The sequence below is a fragment of the Leifsonia sp. NPDC058248 genome (assembly GCF_042881905.1).
Lineage (GTDB): Bacteria > Actinomycetota > Actinomycetes > Actinomycetales > Microbacteriaceae > Leifsonia.
In genome coordinates this window covers 1-23,329 of the sequence record NZ_JBHVXB010000001.1, presented here as the reverse complement: position 1 = coordinate 23,329, position 23,329 = coordinate 1, and the positions used below count along the sequence as shown (strand labels likewise).

Sequence of the window (23,329 nt, the reverse complement as noted above, 5' to 3'; positions counted from 1 at the left end):
GGATCAGTCGGTCGGCCGCCGGACCCGATTCGCCTCGCGGAGGAGTGCCCAGGCGTCCGCCACGGGACCCACGTGCCCGAGCTTGTCGGGGTTGAGCACCGTGCGGATCGCCTGGATGCGCCCATCCAGTACCTCGAGGGTCCAGGTGTTGATCACCTTGTCGTCCCGATCCCGGAGGATCGCACCCGGCTGGCCGTTCACGGTGTGAGGCTCGAGGGTGCCGCCGATCGCGACGAACGGCGGGAAGATCGACCGCAGGACCCGGGCGACGTTGGCCGCCCCGACGACGCCCTTGCCCCACTGAGGAGCCTTGCCGCCGCTGTCCCCGATCATCTGCACGTCGGCGGCGAGCAACTCGAGGAGTCCGTCGACATCGCCCTCGCGCAGGGCGTCGAAGAACCGCGCGGCCAGTTCGTCCCGTTCCCGCCGATCCGCCTCGAATCGCGGACGCCCCTCATCCATGTGGCGCCGCGCCCGCACCGCGAGCTGGCGGCACGCCGCCTCCGACCGACCCACCGCGGTCGCGATCTCGCGGAAGTCGAACGCGAACACCTCGCGCAGCACGAAGACGGCTCGCTCGAGCGGGGTGAGCTGCTCAAGCAGCAGGAGAGCGGCCATCGACACCGAGTCGGCGAGCTCGGCCGACCGGGCCGGGTCCGCATACGGGTCGGTGACCAGCGGTTCGGGGAACCAGTTGCCCGGATACTGCTCCCGGCGCACCCGGGCCGAGCGCAGCACATCGATCGAGACCCGCGTCACCACGGCCGAGAGGTAGGCCTTCGTCGACGTGGGCTGCGTCGCCGACGCGTCGTAGCGCAGCCAGGTCTCCTGTACGGCGTCCTCGGCCTCGCTCACGCTGCCGAGGATCCGGTACGCGATGGCGAAGAGCAGCGACCGCAGCTCCTCGAACTCCTCGACGCGTGTCATGCCAGCCCGTCCCTGAAGCCCTCACGCCAGGAGGGGTAGCGCGGCTGCCAGCCGAGCTCCCGCTTGGCCTTGGCGTTGGAGAAGCCGCGGCCCTCGGTCATCATGATCACCGCCACGTCACCGGCCAGTGGCCGCGCAACCCAGGTGGGGACCCGCAGCGGCGCCTTGGCTGCAGCCGACTTCGCAAGGTGCGGCAGCCAGTCCCGGGCGCGCGCCGGCTCGTCGTCGACGACGTTGAAGACTCCGGATGCCCGCTGCTCCACAGCTAAGACAGTAGCGCTCGCCGCATCATCGAGGTGCAGCCAGGACAGGTGCCCGGCGCCGTCTCCCACCAGCGGGTACTGCCGCTTGCGCACGAGTTCGACCTGGTCGTCGCTCGCACCGGGCCCGTAGAGCGAGCCGAACCGGAGTGCGGCGCCCCCCGCAGCCAGGACCGCCTTCTCGAGGTAGGCGATTGCCGCCATCCCCCTCTCGGCCGCCGTTCCCGTGAGCGCATCCAGCGGGTCCTCTTCGGTCTTCACCCAGCCGCCCTGACGGATTCCGTTCCAGCTCCCGTAGCTCTGCGCGACGAAATCGGAGACACCGCTCGCCTCGGCCGCGGCCAGCAGGTGATCCGTGCCCTCGGTGCGCAGCCGGATGGTCGGGGCGAACCACCGATCCATGTGCTTGATGTCGGGCTTGCCGCCGTGCGTCACGGAGATCGCGGTCATCTGGTGCACGATCGCATCCGGCTGGGCCGAGGCGACGGCCTCGCCGACCGACGCCGCATCCAGTCCGTCCATCACGACGGCGTAGGCGCCCAGTTGTCTCAGCAACTCCAGCCGGGCCGGATTCGTCGTCGTCGCCGTCACCTGATGCCCCCGGGCCACGAGCTGCGGCACCAGCCGTCGCCCCACGACCCCGGTCCCGCCTGCCACGAACACTCGCATGACTCTCCTTACTGATCCACGGTCTGCCTCTGATCACGAGACGAGACAGCCCCGCGAATTGTGACAGGTAGGTTGTTCTTGCGACCCCCATTGTCCCGACCACCCCGACAGGAGCCGTCAATGCCCGATACAGCCACCACGAAAACCGGTTGGGCAGCGTTCTGGGATCGCGGCGGATGGTGGAAGGCCCTGCTCGCGGCCGCCGTCTACCTGGCGCTCTACAACGGCGCGAGCCTGCTCATCGGACTGCTGTTCGGCAGCCGGCTCGACGCCGCCAACCTGTTCGCCACACCGCAGAGCGTGTTCTTCGGCCTGGCGCTCCCGGTGATCGTCGGGTCGATCATCCTGCTGGCGTTCCTCGTGTCGGTCCGCTGGCTGAAACCCCTGTTCTCGCGCCAGCCCATCCGCGGACGAGGCTGGATGTGGATCGCGCCCGCCCTCGCCGCCGCCGCCATCCTGCTCCGCCTCTTCGGCACCGACTACGGCGCGTACTCGGCGGGGACGATCGCCGTGACGTTCGTCGCCGGCATCTTCATCGGCTTCTCCGAGGAGGTGCTGACGCGCGGAATCGCTGTGACGCTGCTGCGCAAGCACGGCTACTCCGAGCTGGCGGTGATGCTGCTCTCGTCGCTGATCTTCGCCCTCCTGCACGCGTCGAACCTCTTGCTCGGCCAGCCGGTGCTGACGGTGCTGCTGACGATGGGCTTCACCTTCGTCTTCGGCGTCTGCATGTACCTGACGCTCCGGGTGACGGGAAACCTGATCTATCCGATCATCCTGCACGCGCTGACCGACCCGGCCACATTCCTCGCCACGGGCGGCATCGACACGGGTGCGGGCGGGCCCGAGAGCCCGCTGCTCCCGCTCGCCGGCGCAGCCGTGTGGGGTTACCTGATCCTCACCGTCGTCGCCCTGTTCCTCGTCCGAGGACGTGTCGGCAAGGCAGCAGCGCTCACGCAGTAGCGCGGCGACGTGCCTCGTATTGGGTGCACGGCTCAGGGGCTGAATTACTGGTAAACGGCGCGTGTCAGCGCCATACTTCCCTTTGGAACAGTCACGTCAACCCGAAGGACACGCCTGTGAACCAGCCCTACAACCATGCCCATGATCACGCTCAACGGTTAGCCCGCCGCCACGAGCGCGACCTGCTGTGGGCGAAGGAGCGCCGTCGTCAGCGCGAGCGCGAGATCGAGAGCGCTCGACGGCTCCTCGCCACGAAACGGACCACGCTCGCACGCAAGACCGTGCAGATCACCGTGATCCTGCTGCTGGTCGTCGTCGCGGGATCGTGGGCTCTTGCGAGCGTCGGCCTGCCCGAGGTGTGGATGACGCGCTTCCTCTGGCTTGCCGCCGCGCTCGTCGTCACCATCCTCATCGGCGCCCTCATGTCGCTGTTCAAGCTGAAGGCGCGGCGATCCGCGGCTCGTGCCGTGCTCCGCTCGCACGCTGCGCGCCTCTCGCACACGCAGTACCACATCGATGAGAGCGTCCACTCGTTCGTGGACTCGCGCGTCGACGTGTGGAACACCCGCGTGACCCACCTGGTCTAGAGCCGGCCACCTGATCCGGAGCCGGTCACCCGGTCTGGAGCGGTCAGCCGCCGGCCGGCGGGGGGTCGGCCGGCAGCAGGACGAACAGCAGGTGGATCGCGGTGTCGTTCGCGGCGCGTAGTGACACGCTCGCGGCGTCGGAGATGCCCGCGCCGCCGATCAGCCGATCGCCGAGCGCCGTCAGCTTCAGGATCGACACACCGAACTCGACCGCGAACGTCTGCGTGGGCGAATTGGGTGCGCTGAGCTCGCCCACCAGTGTCGCCAGCGGCTTCTGGGGGTTCAGCTGCTTCACGAGTGCGAGTTCGCGGAGTGCGGCTTCCAGACTGATCCGCTGCAGCTTCAGCACCTGGACCGCGTCGTCCGCCTGCGGTGGCATCGACCACCAGCGGGGCCGCCGGTACACGGTGAGATCCAGGATGCCGCGCAAGTGCGTCTCGTCTTCGTCGATCTCGTCCTTGACGGCCTTGGTCTCGCCCGAGGGGATCTCCGGCAGCGACGGCACCACGAGGCCCGCCATCGTGAATCCGTACTCGCCGAGCCGGAAGCGCTGCCAGGCTGCTCCGGCGAGGAACGCGAGCAGGAGCGCGAGCAGGGCTTGCAGCACCCAGGTCGACACCGGGTTCGCGAAGACGCGCCCCAGGAACGACGTGTCCTTCGCGGGCGCCTCCGTGGTCTTGATCGTGCTCCCGCTCTGGCGTTCGGTCGTCTTCGACGTCGTGTGGGACGGAGTGGAACCCGTGACGATCTCGTCCTTCTCCGTCGTCTTCGTCGACTGCGGCGTCTCCACCCGGGTGACCGACGCGGTGTAGCCGCCGGCCGCACCGCTCAGGTGTGCCCAGACCTGCCCCGCGAAGAGGAGGACGACGGCGACGATGAGAACGCTGAGCGCGACCCAGAACGCTTCCTTCGTAGCGCGATCGCGTCGCTCGCCCGTCGACATCGTCGCCCATGATCCGGCAGCCATCATCCGCCTCCCTAAGATGAGATTGTCTCAGCTTAGCGTGTGGCGGGTGAACCGGTCAGGGCGTCACCGCCGAGAGGTCGTCGACCGTCATGGTGACCGGCGTGTTCGCCACCCCGCCCGACAGGTAGCCCGTGATCCCGATCCCGCCCTGCGCCTGCAGTTCCGGCGTCGAGTCGGTGATCGAGCGCTGCCAGGTCGTCGGCTCGGGCGTGCCGTCCAGCCACGCGCGGGTCTCGATGAGCGTGGGACTCGTCCCCGTCACCTTCACCCGGATGGCGACCTTCGATCCGACGGTGAAGGTCCCGGGCACGGCGGCTCCGGTCTGCAGGACGACCTCGGCCCCTCCGGTCGGATTCACCCGCACGATCCAGATCGTCAGCTTTCCGGCCGAGGAGATGATGACCTTCGACTGGTACGAGCCCGTCGTGGCGATGCGCCGGCCCGAGATGGACAGGTACACGCTCCCCGAGGAGGGCATCTTGTCGACGCCCACCTTCAGCTTGAGGTCCGTCGCCGAGGAGGACACCGAGGTGAGATAGGTCGACCCGCCTGACCCTGTCGGCAGTTGGATGCTGCCCACTCCGCCGCTGACCGCGTAGCGCGTCGAGCTCCCCGCGAACGTCCAGGCCCCGCCGGTCGGCGCGTTTCCCCACCCGCCGGGGACCGTCCGCTCGAAGGGGTCGGCCGCCAGTACGCCGGGAGGTGGTGGAGAGGTGACGTTCAGGGTGCGCGTGGTGGTCCCGGTGGCACCTCCGTTGTCGGTCACGGTGAGACGTGCGGTGTAGCTGCCGGCGGCCGCGTAGGTGTGCGACGGTGCGGCGCCCGTGGCGCTGCCGCCGTCACCGAAGTCCCAGGCGTAGCCCGTCAGGGTGCCGTCCGGGTCGGTCGAGCCGCCTCCGTTGAACGTGCACGCGAGATCGGTGCAGGCCGACGTGAAGGTGGCGGTGGGCGGCTGATTGCTCGCGACGTTCACAGTGCGGGTCGTGGTGGCAGTGGCGCCTCCGTTGTCGGTCACGGTGAGGCGTGCGGTGTAGATGCCCGCGGCGGTATATGTGTGCGCGGGCCCGACTCCCGTGCCGGTCCCGCCGTCACCGAAGTCCCAGGCGTAGCCCGTCACAGTGCCGTCGATGTCGGTGGATCCGCTGCCGTCGAACGTGCAGTCCAGGTTGGTGCAGGCCGACGTGAAGCTCGCGTTCGGCGGGCTGTTGCCGTTCCAGACCTCGGGTCCGAGTGTGAACGAGTCGGCGAAGCTCGCGCCGGCGGCTCGGGCGAAGGAGGCCGACAACTGGGTCGCGGTGGCCGTGACGTCGAGCGATCCGTACACCGGGTTCGCTGCCGAACCCGCCCTCGCCGCGAAGTAGTTCGCCTCCGAGTCCGCGGGGTTGATGTCGTAGTTGCCCTGGCCTCCCGTGCCGACCGTGGCGAAGACCGTGCCGGCGCCTTTGGCCATGGTGTTGTCGGTGTCGGCCACGCAGGCGGAGGTGAAGGTTCCGGGAACGATCGCCGTGCATCCGGAGCCCGTGGCGAGCTGGTTGGTGCGCTGGTAGAGGTGCTCGTGGCCGGTGAGCACGAGGTCGACCTTCTTGTTGACGAGCAGATTGAGGAGGTCTGCTCCGGGGTCGCAGGTGTATTGCCCCATCGACAGGCACGGCTTGTGCATCCCGACCACGACCCACGGGATGCTCGCAGCACGCGCCCCGTCGATGGCGGCCGCCGTCCAGTTGTAGCGCGGGGTGCCCGAGGCGTAGCTCCAGGTGCCGTCCGAGAAGGGGAGTGCGGGGGAGATCATCACGAATCGCACGAGCGGAGCGCCCTGGGGCACGTCCACGTAGTACTGCCGGCCGTAGGTGCCGACGACGCCGGGGAGCTGGTTGGGGAGGCAGGCCGAGAAGTCGTTGATGTTGCCGTTCTCTCCATTGCTTTCATGGTTGCCGGAGACGAGTTCGAAAGGGAATCCGGCGCCGACGTTCTGCGTGACCAGATCGCACCAGGTCTGCTCCTGGCCGGTGGGGCCGTAGAAGAGGTCGCCGACCGCGAGGTGGAGGTCGGGATGGGCGGCTCCGATGCCGGCGAGGACCGCCTGGGCCGACGCCGCGGTTCCGAAGTCGCCGGATGACGTGAAGTGCACGCTCGTGGCGCCGGGCGCGATCCCGGGTGCGGCGGACGCCGGCGCGACGAAGGCGCTCACGATGATCGCGGCGCCGACTGCCAGGCCTGAGGTGATTCGAAGAGCATGCATCCGACCGCTCCTTCGCGGTTCACAAGCGCGCTCTGCTGATGCACCCCCGACAGGAGCAGGAGTTCGTCGGGTACGGACTCGCCTCCAGGCTAATCCTCGTGTTCCGCTGAAGATAGAGAAAAGTGAGAGAAACTCGAAATGAATCGGTCTCCGCTGCGCGCTTCTTCCTGACGTCAGCGCCCACGCCGCGCGAACACGGCGAACACGATCACGAGCGCGATGCCGACCAGCACAATGACCGGAGCAGCCCACGGGAGCAGGTCGAAGGGGCTGCCGGTGTCGTCGCACGGAGCGTTCGTGGCGCACGACGCCAGCACATGGACTGCGAGCACGGGACTCCCCTCCGACCGCACACCAGAGTGCCGCCACTCGCCAGGGTAGCGCGTGACGGCATCCGGATGCCCGGACTCAGCGTTTGCGCAGCAGCACGTCGATGGTTCCGAGCACGGCAAGGCCGAGCGCGCCTCCGAACAGGACCGGCCACGGATCCCTCAGGCGAATCCGCTCGAGCGGGCGCCGGTGACGGTGTAGTTCAGGTACACCGTCCCGTTCTCGAAACGGCGCTCGTCGACCAGGTCCAGCGTGAGGACCACGTCATGCGGGAGGGCCGGCGTGCCGCCGCCCACCGAGACGGGCACCAGGAACAGGTGCACCTCATCCACCACCCCGGAACGCAGCGCCTGGGCGGCGAGCGTGGGACCGCCGACGCCCACAGGCCGGTCCGAGCTGTCGGCGAGGTCGCGCGCAGCGGCCGGGTCGAACCGCGGCTCGATGCGAGTCCGGGGTGTGGATGCCTCGGTCAGCGTCGACGAGTACACGACCTTGTCAGCGTCCCGCCAGAGCTGGGCGAAGTCGTTCATGACGTCGGGCTGGTCCGGTCCGGTGGGCATGGTCTGCCAGACCCGCATCGTCTCGTACATCCGGCGACCGTAGAGGTAGGTCCCGAGCTCGCGTTCACGATCGTTGACGAAGGCGTGCACCTCTTCGGAGGGGGCGGCCCAATCGAAGCCGCCGGAGCTGTCGGCGGTGTAGCCGTCGAGTGAGGCGATCGCCGAATAGATGAGTTTGGCCATGGAGGCACCTCCCGCGAGGCACTCTACGCCAGGGGCTCAGCCGACCGGGCTCAGCCGACCGTCTGGGGGAAGAGTGCGGCCAGCGCGCGAAGCTCATCAGCGAAGATCACCGGCACGACGATGTCGAGCAGGAAGCCGATCCCGATGATGAGCGCCGCCGCGCCGGCCGCGATGGCGACGACCACCGCGAACAACCTCAGGTAGGCGTTGTCCGCGATCCCGGCGAGCGCCCCCTGCGCGCGCCTGACCTGCGGAACCGAACCCGTGAGTGGCAGGTGGTTGTTGAACGTCGTCATCGTCTTTCTCCCCTCGTCGGCCGACTGTTCCAGTCAAGCGATCGCGCCGCTCGCGGGCATCCACCGGGGGTCGTGGCCGGGTCATCCGCGGGTATGACATCCGGCCGCGCCGCCATGGCCCTAGAGTGTGGTTGCTGATATCGGGGACGCCGGGGGGAACACGAACATGACGAGATCGCGCACGCCGTTGTGGATCGCGATCGGGGCGTTCGTGACCGCCCTGTGCCTCGGTGTCGGCGCCACCGCTGTCGTGCTCGTGCTGCAGACCCGCGCGAGCTCCCAGCCCGAAGCCGTCGTCTCGGCGTACCTGGGCGCCGTGAAGCGGGGAGACGTCGAGACCGCCGTCCAGCTCGAGCATCGTTCGAAGCGCGCCGCCGATGTGCTGCTCACGAACCGGGCGTACGCGAACGCGACCGACCGGATGACCGGCTTCCGCATCCTGGACGTCACCACGACCGGGTCGACGGCGACCGTCGACGCCGAGGTGCTCCAGGGAAGCGGTAGGAGCCAGACCGCCTTCACCCTGACGAAGGGTGCGTGGACACCGCTCAGTCCGCTGGGGATCGACGTGTGGACGCTGCGGCCCGCCGCGCTCAGCACCGTCGCCGTGACCATCGGCGCCCCCGGCCGCGTCGACGCGACCATCGCCGGAGTGCCCCTCGGCTGGAAGGGTGCGGTGCTGCAGCTCAACGCCTTCCCGGGCACATACGCCCTGGAGGCCACGACGAAGGCGGCATGGTTCACTCTCCCCGGCTCGAGCGTGACGGTCGCGGGTTTCGGAGACCAGACGCTCCTGCGCACCGGGGGACAGCTCACCGCCAGGGGGATGGGGGCCGCCACGGCCGCGGCGAACGCCTGGGTCGATAAGTGCGTCGCCGACCCGGATCCGAAGCCGCAGAACTGCTCATTCGGCCTCGATGTCGGCGCGCCTGCGGGGGAGGTGTGGACCGACCCGGCCTGGACGCTGCGGACCCGCCCGACGCTCACGGTCGGTGCGTGGGACTTCGACTGCCGGCTCGGGACTCAGGCTGGAGTGAGCGCCGCCGGATGCTGGCCGGTCACCACGGCCACCCCGGGCACCGTCACATTCCACGCCGACTACGCCATCGCAGCCTCCGGGGAGCACGGCGACATCGAGACGACGAGTCCGATCGACGTCCATGTCCAAGGGTCGATCAGCTCGTTCACGGATGCGGGCGCGCTGTACCAGTCGATCACCTGGTCGGACCAGGCGGCGCTAGAGGGGTAGCGACTCCCAGTCGCCGGCGAGGGCGAGGGGGAGCGCTCGGCAGCGGCATCCACTCGTCCCAGTCCGCCGCGAACGGGAACGCATGGGCGGTGACGGCGGTGACCGCCTCACGTCGCGCGCCCTCGACGGCGGCGGCGCGCTCCGCCCCCGAACTTGCCGGACTCGATCGCCCAGGCGAGTTCGTCCTCGTCTTTGAGGGTGTGACTGCCGTCGGCGTCGGCGATCACGTCGAGGATCCAGTCGGCGGTGTCGAAACCGAGCGGGGTGCGCACCCACGGTGACTCGAGGTTGACGTAGGAGTGGGCGGTCCACCCGGCCGGCCCGAGCCAGCGCCAGGTCGACCACGGCTCGCCCGGAACGTGCACGCGCAGCACGCCGTCGCCCGTCCAGGTGTGCGGCGCGTACCCGCCGTCCCAGCCGCCGGGCACCATGTTGCGGCCGCGAGGGCCGCCGCGCTCACCGGTGGCGACGCGGCCGACCGTCCCGGCGGGCTGCCAGAGGGCGATGCATCGCTCGGAGTCCTCGACGACGTAATGCTCGTAGGCACTGCTGATGCGTGCGTCCGAGATCCAGCGGAGGAGTGCGGGCGGGAAGGCATCCGAAGGCATGCGGGCAGTCTAGAGGGGCTGCTCCGGGTTGTCCTGAAGCCAGCCGAGCACCTGCTGAGCGTGCGTGTTCGGCGGGAAGATCGGGTAGAACGCGTGCTCGACGAGGCCGTCGCGGACCACGAGGGTGAGCCGTGTGTAGAGGCGCGCGCCGCCCGCGACGAAGGTGGGAAGGCGCAGCTCGGCCGCCAGCTCATGCTGCTCGTCGGAGATCATGGCGAACGGCAGCTGCAGGCGCTCGACGAGCTCGGCCTGGTAGTCGAGGTCCTGGCTGGAAAGGCCGTAGACGGCACCGACGCCGGCCGCGCGCAGATCGTCGAAATGGTCGCGGAAGTCGCAGGCCTCGGTCGAGCAGCCGCGGGCGCCCGGGATGGCGTCCCACCCGTCGGGGAGGTCGGCGCCGGGGCGGCCGGTGAGCGGATACAGATAGACGATGGAGCGGCCCGGTCCGAGTGCGGCGAGGTCGACGCTGCCGCCGTCGGAGGTCGGGAGCGTCAGCGCGGGCAGCCGCAGCCCAGGGAGGTGGTCGGCGGCGCCGTCGTCCTCGGGGCGGGGGAGGCCGGAGGGGAGTGAGGTGAAGTCGGCGGGAGCGGTCGGGGGAGCATCCGGGAACCCGCGCAGCGCACTCTGGTCGAGGCGGCGGGCCAGCAGCTCACGGCGGGCGATGAGGCCGGCGATGGCCTGGTCGAGCTCGGCGATGCTGTCGCGGTAGGCGGCGAGCGACGCCGGGCATTCGTCGCTGTGGACGTGCCCGGTGCCGAGGCATTCGATGAACGGCGTCGCCCGGCTCGGCGAGATTCCGGATGCCGACAGCTCACGGATCTCGGCGACCACGCGCAGGTGCTCGTCGCCGTAGTCGCGGTAGCCGTTCGGCAGCCGGTCGGGCACCACCAGCCCGAGGCTCTCGTAGTAGCGCACGGCCTTGACGGTGACGCCGGCGCGCTCGGCGAGCTCGCTGATCTGCATGGTGACCTCCACGGCCAGGCTAGACCTTGACCTAGAGGGCAACGTAAGCCGTGCGAGCGGCGGCGACCCCGAGTGCCCGGCTGCCCCGCGACCCGGCTGCCCGGGATCAGAGCTCGTCGCTGCGGGTGCTGCGCTCGTCGATGCGCTCGCCTGTGGCCGGATCGATGCCGGCACGCGTCGTGACGGTCGAACGGCGCCGGCGGAGCGTGAAGATCAGGGAGAGGACGAAGATCACGAGCCCGGCGCCCATGAGGATGTAGCCCACGAGTCGCAGGTCGATCCAAGAGATCTCCGCGGTGATGGCGAAGGCGAGGATCGCCCCCACGACGAACACGAAGATTCCGCTGCCGATGCCCATGTCGGCTCCTTCCGTTGCCCAGAGAGGCTGCCCCACACCTTACTCGCGGGTACGCTCACTCCGCGCTGGCCCGCTCACTCCGCGCGGGAGAACTCCGAGGCCCTCGCCACCTGGTCTGCCGTGAGGGAGACGCCGGTGTAGCGCTCGAACTGCCGTGCGGCCTGCAAGGCGATCACCTCGGCGCCCGTGATGAGCTTCTTTCCAGCGGCCCGGCCGGCGGCGATCAGGGGAGTCTCCGACGGGAACGCGACGACGTCGAACACGGTGGACGCCCTCTCGATGTGGGCGCTGCTGAAGGAGAGAGTGTTCTCGGCATCGCCGCGCATCCCGAGCGGGGTCACGTTGACGATCACGTCGTAGCCGGCATCCGGCTCGTCCTGCACCCACGCGTAGTCGTATCGCTCGGCCAGCCCGGAGCCGGCCTCTGCGTTGCGTGCCAGGACGGTGACGTCGTCGAAGCCGGCCCCGCGGAACGCGGCGACCACAGCCTTGGCCATGCCGCCCGACCCGCGTAGCAGCACCCGCTGAGCGGGGTCGACCCGGTGCTCGGCGAGCAACGTGGCCACTGCCTCGTAGTCGGTGTTCGACGCGGTGAGCACCCCGTCGTCGTTGACCACGGTGTTCACCGACTCGATCGCCAGAGCAGACGGCTCCATCACGTCGACCAGTGGGATGATCGCCTCTTTGAACGGCATCGACACCGAGCAGCCACGGATGCCCAGTGCCCGGATGCCGCGCACAGCGCCCTCCAAGTCGGTGGTCGTGAACGCCTTGTAGATGAAGTTGAGGGTGAGTTCGTCGTACAGGAAGTTGTGGAACCGGGTGCCGATGTTGCTCGGCCGTGCTGCGAGCGACATGCACACCTGCATGTCCTTGTTCAGGATGGGCATGACCCCATCCTGGCAGGCTTCAGCACGGCGGGCTTCGGCGCGACGCCTCATAGAGCAGGCAGCCTCCGCTGCTCACGACGCCGGCCGCGCGCATCCGGTACCGAGTTCAGGGCGAACGGTGCTTGAGGTTCGTGCTTCCGAAGCGACGGTATCGGCAGTTTAAGCTCCGTGGGCCGGCCCCACAGATGCGGCGGTGAGCCCACACGTGTGCAACGCAAAGCGATCAGCGTGCACGACGTGCTGTGTGAATGGAGCACAACGTGAATACCCGTGAGCAGTTGTTCGGTCATGCGATTGAAGTGCTTGCTTCAGGTGCGTGCGTCAACATCGTCGGCGATCGAGGGAGTGGGCGCACGCGAATGCTCGAACGTATTCGGGCGCACTTCCTCAACCGCTCCTGGCAAGTCGAGTCTGTGACGGGCATCGCGTCCCTGTCCGCATACCCGCTCGTCGCGCTCTCACTCGCCGGCATCGAGGCCGCGCGCGACAGCCGGATGAGTGCGTTGCCGTCCGTCGTTGCCGAACTGACCGACCGGCTGCCACACGGGAAATCGCTCCTGGTCATCGACAACTGGGACGATCTCGACGAAGTGAGCTGGGGAGCGATCACGTCGCTGAATCGTGAACACGGCATTCCGTTCGCTTTGACGAGGCTCTCAGGGAGGGGCGCTCGATCCACACCGACCGGATTGCAAGGCTCGACACTGGACCCGTCGTTCGTCGTCGAGCTGACACCGCTGGGATATGAGGAACTCGAGCAAGCACTCGACGACCACCTGGGTGGACCTGTCGAGGCATTGACCGCTTCTCGTCTGTACGCGAAGTCGGGAGGAAATGTGGGGCTCGCCCTGGCGCTCGCGGATGCAGGGCGCTTCGAGCACAGTCTCGAGATCCGCAATAACCAATGGGCTGCAGGACGGGACCTGTGGTCGCCGTCGCTGAAACCGAAGATGGAGACTCTGTTAGAGCCACTTACGCCGGCGGAACGGGAACTCCTCGAGACGCTTTCGCTGCTCGGCGTCGCCGATGTCGAGACCGCGGACAAATTCGCGGACGCCCGGGAGCTGGAACGACTTGAAGCCTTGTCTCTCGTCGAGCTCTACTCCACCGGCTCCCGCTACCTCATCGGGGTTCGGCCGCCGCTGCTGGTGGAATACTTCCGGCACCTCCCGGTTCGATCTCGGCGATTGAGAATCCTGCAAGCGATCACGGATGCACTGGAACTGGACGGCGTGCAGGCGTTCGCCGGCGAGGAGCGGGCCGATTCGAGCGCCGCACAGTTCGTGCGACTGATGCAGGAACAGCAACGCGCGAGACTACTGACCGCACGCTCGGAGTGGGAGCGATCGACATCGCTCGACACATCGGTGAGCTACCTCGACGCGTTGATGGAGTCCGCTGCCACACGCTCGGACATCGACGAAGTGTTCGAGGCGACCGCTGACCTGACGGGACCGAGCGAGCTACGCGTTCGCTGGCTCATCCGCTGGGCGGAGCATCGTGCCTACGCTCATCTCGACCCTGCCGGGGCGATCTGCAGGCTTCGGGAAGAAGCCTCGGGGCACTCGCGATTGGGAACGATCCTGGCCGCGCGTGCAGTCGAGATCGAAAACGAGCTGATCGCGGTGCCGGACATCGAACAGCTGCCGGAGCCACAGAGAGACACCGATCATCGAGTGGCAGCGGCGATTCTGCGTGCCCGAGCTTATGTTCACACCACGCGAGGCGAAATCACCGCCTCAGAGCGCGAACTCAGACGCCTCACGGAGATCGTCGACGTCAGCGACGACTACCTCGTCGCTTCGATCGACGCATTGAACAGGATTGCGCGCGCCGACATCCCGTCCGTGGTCGAGACCTCGTCTCGGAGTATCGAGACCGCCAGATCGGGATTCGACGTGGTCGCGATGCGCGCACACGGTGAGATCCTGGCGCTCTGCGCGATCGTCGACGGTCGATATGGAGATGCCAATCGCGTGCTCGAAGAACTCCTCGCTCTCGGACAATCCTCGAGCCGGCCTCCCCTCTCCTATCTCGGCCTGACGATCATGGGGAGCGTGGTCGCGGCCCGGCAAGGACACCGCAAGGCGGCTCAGCTGCGACTCGAGGATTCTCAGCGTCTCCCCGTTCCCGACGGACCGTTCCCCGGGCAGATGCGTGGGTGGGCGGAAGTCCAGGTGCAGGCGAGCCTGGGCAACCGTGAAGAGGCAGCCGCCATCGCCGTTCGGACGGGTGATCTCATGTGGGAACGCGGTGCGCGCATGTCGGCGGCGTTGGCATACGTTACGGGGCTCGAACTGTTGCCGGATGCCGGGGAACTCGACCGACTGAGTGCGCGCGTGCGATCGGCTGAGGGGGCATTCGTCCGGGCCCAATTCGCGTACGTCCAAGCATCGGTCAACTGTGATCCGCGTGCAATGACCGACGCGGCCTCGGCACTGTGGGACCAGGGGCGCGCCGGGATCGCCCTCGCAGCATACGGACAAGCAATCGATCTCCACACGGCATCGGACGACGAGATGTCGGCCGCAGACGTTGCTCGCACCCGCGACGAGCTCGAAGGCTCCCTTCGCCCAGGCGTGTTCGACGCTGCACGGTTCGATACCCCGTTCGTGCAGCTCAGCGATCGAGAGCTGGAAATCGCCCAACTGGCCGCATCCGGTTTGTCGAACCAGCAGATCGCCGACGAGCTCGTGCTCTCCGTCCGCACGGTCGAAAGTCATCTGCTCAGGTCCATGCGAAAGGCGCGGGTGGCAAGCCGGAATCAACTGCGCAGTTTCCTCGAGCACATCGGCCACCACTTGGGCTGAGCCGTCGTGCATGGGCCATCAGCACGGTCTGATTCGAAATTCGCAGATCGAGTTCGAGCGAACGCGTAAGCCCGAACGCCGATACGAGTCTTCTTACCGCACGCATTTCGGCCTGTACGCGACGTGAACCGTCTGAGCAGGTCAGCCCGGATCCAGGAGGACCTCTCAGTTGCTATCACATCACAGCGAATCGTTCGCGCTACGCGCCCGACACTGTCTCCGCTCGATCGCCGCCGTTGCGGCAGTCGTCATCGCGGGGACAGCGATACTCGTTCCGTCAGCGGGCGATAGCGTGCAGGCCGCCGCCGGGTCTGTGACCGTTCGGGTCGTGCGTGACTTCAACGCCAACGGAAAATGGGATCCGACCCTCCCTCGTCAGGCCGACGCAAGTGTGCCAGACCAGGTCAACGAGCCAGGTGTCGCCGGGCTCGCGGTCGAGCTCTTCGATTCCGCGGGGAACTCGATTCAGGCGACTACCGACAGCAGCGGACTCGCCACGTTCCACCCCGACGGCACTCTGACTGGTGAGAAGTTCCGCGCGGAGGCATCGATTCCTTCATCTATGCCCTTCCTCCAGCCTGCGATTGTGAAGCAATCCGTCACGGGGCCCGATGCACTTTCGCCGCTGACGGCCACGGTTGACGCGTCCAACGGCGCGAACCAGCAGATCACCATGGGCGTATGGAATCCTGCCGACTACACGGGAGACGACCCGAAACTGGTCACTTCTGTCGCGTGGGGCAACTGGCCGGCCACGGCGAATGCAGCCCAAAGACAACAGTCCATCGTGGCGTTCGACTACAACGATGGCGGCCCCAACGCCAACGGCAGATGGCGGCAGGACACTGTCGCCAGCATCGGCGACGACCTTGCCGCACAGATGGGCGAGGTTGGATCCACCTGGGGTCTAGCCGCACGGAGTACATCGGAGATCTACGCCGCAGCAGTCAACAAATGGGGCGTGGACATTGGCCCAGGTGGGCGCGGAGCGATCTACAAGCTTGCCACCGGAAACGACCCGAGCGTGATCACCCCGGCCGACGTGTTCACAACCATCCCTGACATCGGAGACAACGGTCCGACTCCTCTTGCGACGGCAGACAGCACTCTTCCCAATGTCCCGACGCGTGAGGCCTTCTTCAAGGGCATCGGCAAATCGGGCCTTGGTGACATGGATCTCTCCGAGGACGGCAAGACCCTCTACGTCGTAGACCTCTACACCCGCAGCCTCGTCAGCGTCCCGATCAACGCGGACGGCACCGCTGGACAGCAGAGCAGCATCGCGATTCCCGACCCCGGCTGCCCGGCCGACCTCGACTGGCGTCCCTGGGGCCTCGGCGTTCACGACGGCGGCATCTACGTCGGTGGTGTCTGTTCCGGTGAATCCACGAACAGCTCGGACGACCTCGAAATCGTCGTCTACAAGGTGGCCGCCGACAGCATCAGCTTCGGTGTGCCGATGGTGATGACCTCGCTGCCCAGCGGGCGTTCTCGGATGGTCGATGTCAATCCAGCCGGCGGCGACTGGCGGGCGTGGGACGACACCGACCCGACGCACCTCCGCCCCGGCGGCGTCTTCGGCTACTCGACTCCGCTCGTCTCTGACATCGAAGTCACAGAAGGTGGCGACCTCGTCCTCGGCATGGTCAACCGCGCCTCGATGCAGTACGGCTGGTACGCCTCCGGCGTTCGGGGTGGAAATCACACTTTCGACGGTGGTGGCGGCGACATCGTCCGGTTGTGCGCCGGCAGTGGAAACACCCTCCCTGTCGCTCAGGGCGATCCGTGCAGCCGCCCCAAGCAGACCGGCTACGCCGAGGACCGCGATTCAGTCGAGTACTACGTTGGTGACTACTACCTCGGCCTCCACCACTGGGAGACCTCGCTCGGCGGCATCAGCTACCTGTACGGAAAGCAGGCTGTACTCAGTACGGCCATCGATCCGGAGCGCATCTGGTCCAATGGCGTCCGCTGGCTCGATAACACCACGGGGCGGAACTTCGGAGACGCAACTGGCAAGAACGTAGAGTTCCAGAGCAGCGATGCAGGTGCCAGCTATGTGGGCTTCTTCGGCAAGGCGAACGCCATGGGTGACCTCACCGCGATCGCCAGCGGAGTCATCCAGATCGGCAACTACGTCTGGATCGACGCGAACAAGAACGGCGTCCAGGACCCGGACGAGCAGCCGGTCGCCCGCGCGACGGTTTCGCTCTACGCGGCCGATGCGAACGGCAAGCCGACCGGAAACGTCATCGCCACGGTCAAGACGGGGTCGAAGGGCGAGTACTACTTCGACTCGATCAGTCACGGTCTCGAGCCGGACACCGAGTACGTCGTCTCCCTTGACAACCCCGCGGACTATGCCGACGGCGGAGTTCTCCATGGTTACAGCCCGACTGTGCACGACACCGGTGCCGCCGGTTCTGCCGGAGCACAGGTCAACGACTCCAACGGCGTTCCGTCCACCGACCCGACACGGCGGATCCCGGGTGGCTCTGTCGGCTTCCCCGACGCGCCCGTCACCACTGGCGGTTGGGGTCGCAACGACCACACGATCGACTTCGGCTTCTACCTCAACCAGCCCAGCGTCGACATCGAGAAGGGTGACGACGAAGAAAACGACGCGGACACCCCGGACCTTGCCGTGGGCTATACCCCCGGCGAGTCACGCGGCATCACTTTCAACGTGACGAACAACGGGACCGAGTCGCTGCAGAACGTGACCATCACCGACCGCACCATCTCGGGCGCGACCGTCGAATCCTTGGTCTGCAAATTCCCGGGAGACGACTCCGCCACTGCCGGTACGAAGACCGATGGTTTATGGGCAGTGCGGTGGGATGCGAGTTGGAACGACAAGGCAGTCTGGGAACGCGGCGAGACCTTCGAATGTCACGCCACGCTGACCATGGCAGGCAACGCCGCTCCGCATGCGGATGCTGCTGAGGTGGATGCGTCGGTGGAGGGCTCGGGTGATCCGGTCCATGACCGCGACGACTATCACGCGTTCACCGGTCAGATTCAGATCATCAAGTACGACGACCGGGAGGGGACGTTCACCCCGGTGCAGGATGCTGCGGGTATTCCGAACAAGCCCCTCAGCTCGGAGAGTGAGCGCGACGCGAACACGGCTGATGAGGCCGTCGTCTATCGAATCGACCAGGAGGGGACGTCGACGGGTGGCCAGCGGGTGGAGTTCGCGGTGACGAATACCGGTTCGACCTGGTTGACGATGGTGAACGTGTCGGATCTGACCCTGGTGGGTCCGGATCTGCAGGGTTTGACCTGTGACTTCACGGCGGCCGGCGATCAGGCGGCGCCGACTAGTGGGACGACCTGGGTGGGGCCGTGGGCTCCGGGCAGCACGTTCTATTGTGAGGGAACGGTCGAGTTGGCTGCCGGTCAGACGCATGGGGATGGGGCGACGGTGGACGCGGTCGTGGTGCCGCCGGCGCCGAACCCGTCCTATGACCCGTCCGACCCGGACAGTGACCCGTTCACCGATCAGCCGTCGCTGGATGGCAACGGTGACCCGGTCCGCTCCACTATCACGGTGACCGACAAGGACCCCTTCCACGCGGAGACCACGCAGGCTGATGTCGCGATCGTGAAGGGCGACACCGGGACGGGTGGGGACATCAACGCCCCCATCGTCAACGACGCGGACACTCCACCGGACGCGGCGGGCTACGCGCCGAGCGAGACCCGCACGATCCGTTTCGACGTGACCAACACCGGCACGGACAAGCTCAAGAACGTGGTCGTCACCGACTCCACGATCACCGGCGGGCAGATCACAGGAATGCAGTGCGTGTTTCCGGGCGAGACGCAGCCCACAGCAGGTGTGCTCGTCGGCACGACATGGACTGTTGCTTGGGCAGCGACCCACACGTCGCCCCCGACCGCACTGTGGGAGCCCGAATTCACGTTCACGTGTGAGGCGCGCCTCCTCGTGCTCGGAAACGCTGCCGACATGCACCGGAATACGTCAGAAGTCGCCGCAATCCCCGCGAGCGGCGGCGACCCCGTCCGGGACGACAACGACTACAACGCGTTCTCCGGTCAGATCTCCATCATCAAGTGGGATGGTCGCGACCAGGGTCCGGCGGACGGCTCTGATGAGGCCAAGTCGACGCTCGACCCTGCGGTCGACGCTGACGACGAGGCACACGCCGTCGAGTACGAGCTCGTCGATGGAGCGCCCAACACCGGTACGAAGCCGGTGAAGTGGATCGTGACCAACACGGGAACGTCACCGCTGGCCAACCTCGTCGTCACTGACGCGGTCAACACCGGCCCTGCTCTGACCGACGTGACGTGCACCTTCCCGGACGAGAACACCCCGACCGAGGGCGTGTTCGACTCGAACACCGGAACGTGGACGATCTCGTGGGCTGCCTCGGCGACGAACCTCGGAGATATCGCGCCGACCGTTTTCGAAGTCGGTGACAGCTTCACCTGTGAAGGCAACGTCACTCTCAATGACGGCGAGACGCACGCGGACACCTCGAAGGTCGTCGGCAGCATCACCAACCCGACGACAAAAAGGGTCACGGACATCACGGTGACCGACGACGACCCGTTCAACGCCAAGACCTACCGAAACTCCATCGTGATCCAGAAGGAGGGACGAGGTGGAACCCTGTGGTACGACGCGAACACCGAAGACACCGCAACCGTCTATCCCCTCGACAGCAGCTCGCCCATCCGGTTCCGCGCGGCGAACACCGGCACCGAGGCGCTGAGCAACGTGAGCCTCTCCGACAAGACCCTCGCGGGTGACACACTGACCGACCTGGTGTGCGTTTTCCCGGGAGAGACGACGCCCGTCCCCGCTGTCTACGACAGCAACAGCAAGGAATGGACCATCCAGTTCACTGGCGCTTGGTCGCCCAACGCCGTCATCGAATGCAACGCGGCCGTGAGGCTGACGTCGGGGGAGCCGATTCATGGCGACGAAGTCACTATTACTGCGGACGCCCCGAACGGACATGGGACTCTCACCGAGACCGACCAGTTCTGGGCAAAGAGCGCCGATATCAGCGCAACGACGTTCGACGCGCGAGGTGGCTTCCTCCCCGAGTCGGCAGGTCCGCTCAGCGGAGCGGGCGTCGCTCGCGACGCTAACTCAGCTGAGGATGCCATCACCTACATGGTGAGTGCTTCGAAAACCAGCACCGGTCCGCACAAGGTCGGCTTCGTCACCACGAACTCCGGTCTCAGCGCACTGTCCTACATTCAGGTCAGCCCTGACACCAAGCGTGGTCCGCAGCTCGAAAACCTCACCTGTGACTTCTCGTCGCTCGGTGGTCCTGCCACCGGCACTGAGTGGGAGGGGACATGGAATCCCGGAGATTCCTTCAACTGCTCCGCTGAGCTCACTCTTGACGCATCGAAGGACTCCACGCGGACCTACGAGGGTGGCATTCAGGTAACGGCAGCCGCGCTTCTCACTGGAGGCGTCGCCGACGCCGACGCGACACCCAGGGTCGCCGATGCCCCGAGCCCCGCGGATCCGGCCGCCAAGCTCGGTGTTGCCCGCAGTGCCACGACGGCCGTCCAGCCCTCGAACGTCGAGCGCCTCGTAGTCGGTGCCTCGGACCCGTTCTACGCCAAGGTTCTGACCCAGGAAGAGGTGAAGCTGGCGAAGACCGGTAGCGACCTGGCTGGCGCCGGGATCGCAGTACTCGGCCTTTTCGGGCTCGGCGGAATCCTTCTGCTGATCCGACGCAAGCGTCGCGCCGAGATCACGAGCTGAGTTAGTCAGCTACCTCCCCGAGGCGGAGGGGCCGTTCCGCGGCCCCTCCGCCCTCTCCCCCGCCCGACCACAGGAAAGAACCCATGAAAGCGCAACGGAAAGACGAAATGCGAAAAACTAGTTCCAATCCCTGGCGCAGATCTGTGGCGTTCGCGGGCATCGGCGCTGTGCTGGCGTCACTGATCTCGCCCGCGATCGTCTCCGCGGCCACCGCCGCGACGAGCGGCGCCACCCTGAAGGTGGCCGTCGTTCGAGACCTCAACGCGAACGGGCTGGCGGACGGCGCATCCGAGCCTGGTGTAGCGGGCATCCAGGTCCAACTCATCGATGGGTCTGGCCAGGCCGTCACCGAGCTCACCGACTCCAGCGGGGTCGCAACGTTCGCTCCCTCAGCGCAGCTGACCGGTGGACGTTACCGCGTCGAGGCGTCGATCCCCGCGTCGCTCGACTATCTCGCGCCCGCTCTGATCGATCCGACTTCGACTGCCTCGAACCGTTTCGTCCCGCTGACCACTCAGGTCGATCTCAGCGCAGTCACCGACCAGACGCTCACGATGGGTGTCTGGAACCCGAATGACTTCGTCGCCGACAATCCCGAACTCGTCACCGCCCAGGGCTGGGGAAACGCATTCGGCAACATTTCAGCCCAGCACGCAGTGATGGGCTTCAACTACAACGACCGCACGGACAACAACAACCAAAGCACCCCTGGAAAGCTCGGAGCCGGTGACAACCTCGCCACCGCCGGGCAAGTGGGATCGGTCTGGGGCGTCGCAGCACAGGGACGCAACCAGGTGTACGTCGCCTCATACAACCGGTGGGGCGTCGACGTGGGCCCCGGTGGCCGAGGTGCGATCTACAAGGTCAACGTCAACGGGCAAGGGCCATCCTCTGACGTCTTTGCAACTGTTGCTGACGCGGGCGTGCCTTACCAGACTCCCAACGCGTTGGACGCAAGCCTCGCCCAGCTCCCCGAGACCGTCGGGTTCTTCGAGTCCATCGGACGAGAAGGCCTCGGCGGCCTGGAAATCTCCGGGAACGGGGACCGGCTCTACACGGTCAACCTCAACACGAAGAGTCTCGTCACGATCCCGATCAATGCCGACGGGACCGCCGGCTCGCAGGCCTCTACCCCGATCGCGAACCCTGCGTGTCCAGGCGGCGAACAGAACTGGCGCCCCTGGGGCCTGAAGGTCAAAGACGGCGACGTCTACGTCGGCGGCGTCTGCTCGGCTGAAACCAGTGGCGACACCAACGACCTGCGTGCAGTCGTCTACAAGGTCAACGCCCTCGCCCCCGTCTTCACGGCCGGCAAGATCATTGTCAACAACACGCTCAACCAGGTTCGCGGCGCCGACACGGTCGACATCGACGACGTGTCGGGCACGCTGACCGGATGCAGCGCTGACTTCAACACGTACGGTTGGCGAGCGTGGACCGACGTCCCGTCGAAGTGGGGCTACTGCTCGCCTTTTCAGGCCACCGACTTTGGCGAGACGAACTACCCGACTCCGCTTCTGACCGACATCGACGTTCAGACCGATGGTTCGCTGGTCCTCGGATTCGGAAATCGCACGACGTTCCAGCTGGGAGCCAACTCCTACACCATCGACGGGTCGCACCGCACTGGCTTCGGCGGCCCCGGCGACATCAACAAAGTCTGCCTGACAAAGGGCGACTATGTGTGGGAAGGCGACGCCGGATGTGCTCTTCCGCCGTCGCAGTCGTGGTCAGAGAGCGCAGGCGGAACCACACCGGAACCAGAGTTCTTCTCCGGCGACTTCTGGGCGCCCGCTCACTACGAGACGACCGGTGGTGGGCTCCGATATCTGCCTGGTCAGCAATACCTCGTGACCAACTCGATCGACCCGCGAGACCTCGACCCCTACGCCAACGTGGGCTCCGCGCAGGGCGTTCTCTGGCTCGACAACACCACCGGCCGCAAGCCGGACGGCGCGGACAACACCAACAGCCCGACCTCCGGTGTCGACTTCCAGCAAGTGAACCACATGGGAGCCGACGCCAACTTCGGCAAGGCAATGTCGATGGGTGACATTGCAGTCCTCGCGAACAACGCCCCGCTCCAGATCGGCAACTACGTCTGGATCGACTCGAACGGCAACGGCGTCCAGGACCCCGACGAGAAGGCCGCCCCTGCCGTGACTGTCCACCTTTTCGCCACCGACGAGAACGGAAATCGGACGGGTGCGCCGATCGCTACGGCGGTCACGAACGCAGACGGCGAGTACTACTTCGACTCGGCTCATGATGGGCTTCAGCCGGGCACCAAGTATGTGATCGCGGTCGACAACCCTGCCGATTACCAAGCCAGCGGTCCTCTCGCGGATTACAAGCCCACCGTCCCGAACACCGGACAGGACACCCTGGCCGGTCGCGACGCCAACGACTCCGACGGAATCCCCTCAACGGATCGCGCTCGGCAGATCGACGCCAAGCGCGGAGGTTTCCCCGAGGTCGCTGTGACGACGGGCAACGAAGGCCAGAACAACCACACCTACGACTTCGGCTTCACCACGGTTGATGGTGTGGTGATTGTGAAGGGTGATGTGGCGGGTAATGCGGCGGATGTTCCGGCTGATGCGGTTGGGTTCGTTGGGGGTGAGCGGCGTGAGTTGTCGTTCACGGTGTCGAACACGGGTTCTTCGGAGTTGGAGAACGTTGTGGTGACGGATTCGACGGTCGCTGGGGGGA

At 66.7% G+C, this 23,329-nt stretch carries 17 protein-coding genes; 6 read left to right on the top strand and 11 right to left on the bottom strand.

The window, feature by feature from the left end:
- Positions 1–3 precede the first annotated feature (3 nt).
- A complete protein-coding gene (locus ACFVV5_RS00085; protein WP_387237072.1) occupies positions 4–927 on the bottom strand; it encodes an RNA polymerase sigma-70 factor in 924 nt (307 codons plus the stop codon).
- On the bottom strand, positions 924–1,856 hold the full coding sequence (locus ACFVV5_RS00080; protein WP_387237068.1) for an NAD-dependent epimerase/dehydratase family protein: 933 nt from the start codon (positions 1,854–1,856) through the stop codon (positions 924–926). The genes ACFVV5_RS00085 and ACFVV5_RS00080 overlap by 4 nt, the downstream gene beginning before the upstream one ends.
- Before the next feature lie 120 nt (positions 1,857–1,976).
- Here ACFVV5_RS00080 and ACFVV5_RS00075 point away from each other — a divergent pair, with 120 nt between their 5' ends.
- Together ACFVV5_RS00075 and ACFVV5_RS00070 are read left to right on the top strand one after the other, a co-directional pair.
- Positions 1,977–2,819, top strand: a complete 843-nt coding sequence (locus tag ACFVV5_RS00075) for a CPBP family intramembrane glutamic endopeptidase (protein ID WP_387237065.1) — start codon at positions 1,977–1,979, stop codon at positions 2,817–2,819.
- A 116-nt stretch (positions 2,820–2,935) separates the two neighbouring features.
- A complete protein-coding gene (locus tag ACFVV5_RS00070; RefSeq protein WP_387237062.1) occupies positions 2,936–3,406 on the top strand; it encodes a hypothetical protein in 471 nt (156 codons plus the stop codon).
- 43 nt (positions 3,407–3,449) lie between these two features.
- Here ACFVV5_RS00070 and ACFVV5_RS00065 read toward each other — a convergent pair whose 3' ends face one another.
- From ACFVV5_RS00065 to ACFVV5_RS00045, 5 genes are all read right to left on the bottom strand, one after another.
- On the bottom strand, positions 3,450–4,373 hold the full coding sequence (locus tag ACFVV5_RS00065) for a hypothetical protein (protein WP_387237059.1): 924 nt from the start codon (positions 4,371–4,373) through the stop codon (positions 3,450–3,452).
- 55 nt (positions 4,374–4,428) lie between these two features.
- On the bottom strand, positions 4,429–6,612 hold the full coding sequence (locus tag ACFVV5_RS00060; RefSeq protein WP_387237056.1) for a PKD domain-containing protein: 2,184 nt from the start codon (positions 6,610–6,612) through the stop codon (positions 4,429–4,431).
- Positions 6,613–6,785: 173 nt separating this feature from the next.
- On the bottom strand, positions 6,786–6,944 hold the full coding sequence (locus ACFVV5_RS00055) for a hypothetical protein (protein WP_387237053.1): 159 nt from the start codon (positions 6,942–6,944) through the stop codon (positions 6,786–6,788).
- A 159-nt stretch (positions 6,945–7,103) separates the two neighbouring features.
- On the bottom strand, positions 7,104–7,685 hold the full coding sequence (locus tag ACFVV5_RS00050; protein WP_387237050.1) for a dihydrofolate reductase family protein: 582 nt from the start codon (positions 7,683–7,685) through the stop codon (positions 7,104–7,106).
- Between the two features lie 50 nt (positions 7,686–7,735).
- Positions 7,736–7,981, bottom strand: coding sequence for a hypothetical protein (locus ACFVV5_RS00045; protein WP_387237048.1), 246 nt, complete (start codon positions 7,979–7,981; stop codon positions 7,736–7,738).
- Between the two features lie 166 nt (positions 7,982–8,147).
- Between ACFVV5_RS00045 and ACFVV5_RS00040 the strand changes: the two genes are divergently transcribed.
- Complete coding sequence (locus tag ACFVV5_RS00040; RefSeq protein ID WP_387237045.1) at positions 8,148–9,230, top strand: hypothetical protein; 1,083 nt, start codon at positions 8,148–8,150, stop codon at positions 9,228–9,230.
- Positions 9,231–9,337: 107 nt separating this feature from the next.
- Here the strand turns inward: ACFVV5_RS00040 and ACFVV5_RS00035 are convergent, their stop codons facing one another.
- The 4 genes from ACFVV5_RS00035 to ACFVV5_RS00020 all read right to left on the bottom strand — a co-directional run bounded on the left by ACFVV5_RS00035 (position 9,338) and on the right by ACFVV5_RS00020 (position 12,049).
- On the bottom strand, positions 9,338–9,838 hold the full coding sequence (locus tag ACFVV5_RS00035) for a DUF402 domain-containing protein (RefSeq protein WP_387237042.1): 501 nt from the start codon (positions 9,836–9,838) through the stop codon (positions 9,338–9,340).
- 9 nt (positions 9,839–9,847) lie between these two features.
- Positions 9,848–10,801, bottom strand: a complete 954-nt coding sequence (locus ACFVV5_RS00030; RefSeq protein ID WP_387237039.1) for a MerR family transcriptional regulator — start codon at positions 10,799–10,801, stop codon at positions 9,848–9,850.
- Between the two features lie 106 nt (positions 10,802–10,907).
- Positions 10,908–11,159 carry a DUF6458 family protein gene (locus tag ACFVV5_RS00025; RefSeq protein ID WP_387237036.1) on the bottom strand — a complete coding sequence of 84 codons (252 nt, stop codon included), beginning with the start codon at positions 11,157–11,159 and terminating at the stop codon, positions 10,908–10,910.
- A 74-nt stretch (positions 11,160–11,233) separates the two neighbouring features.
- Positions 11,234–12,049: a shikimate 5-dehydrogenase gene (locus ACFVV5_RS00020; RefSeq protein WP_387237033.1), complete on the bottom strand. Its 816-nt coding sequence runs from the start codon at positions 12,047–12,049 to the stop codon at positions 11,234–11,236.
- Positions 12,050–12,309: 260 nt separating this feature from the next.
- Between ACFVV5_RS00020 and ACFVV5_RS00015 the strand changes: the two genes are divergently transcribed.
- From ACFVV5_RS00015 to ACFVV5_RS00005, 3 genes are all read left to right on the top strand, one after another.
- Positions 12,310–14,859 carry a LuxR C-terminal-related transcriptional regulator gene (locus ACFVV5_RS00015; RefSeq protein ID WP_387237030.1) on the top strand — a complete coding sequence of 850 codons (2,550 nt, stop codon included), beginning with the start codon at positions 12,310–12,312 and terminating at the stop codon, positions 14,857–14,859.
- 586 nt (positions 14,860–15,445) lie between these two features.
- Entirely contained in the window at positions 15,446–20,617 is a 5,172-nt protein-coding gene (locus tag ACFVV5_RS00010; protein WP_387237027.1) for an SdrD B-like domain-containing protein, read from the top strand.
- A gap of 83 nt (positions 20,618–20,700) precedes the next feature.
- On the top strand, positions 20,701–23,329 hold a 2,629-nt coding region (locus ACFVV5_RS00005), incomplete at its 3' end, for an SdrD B-like domain-containing protein (protein ID WP_387237024.1).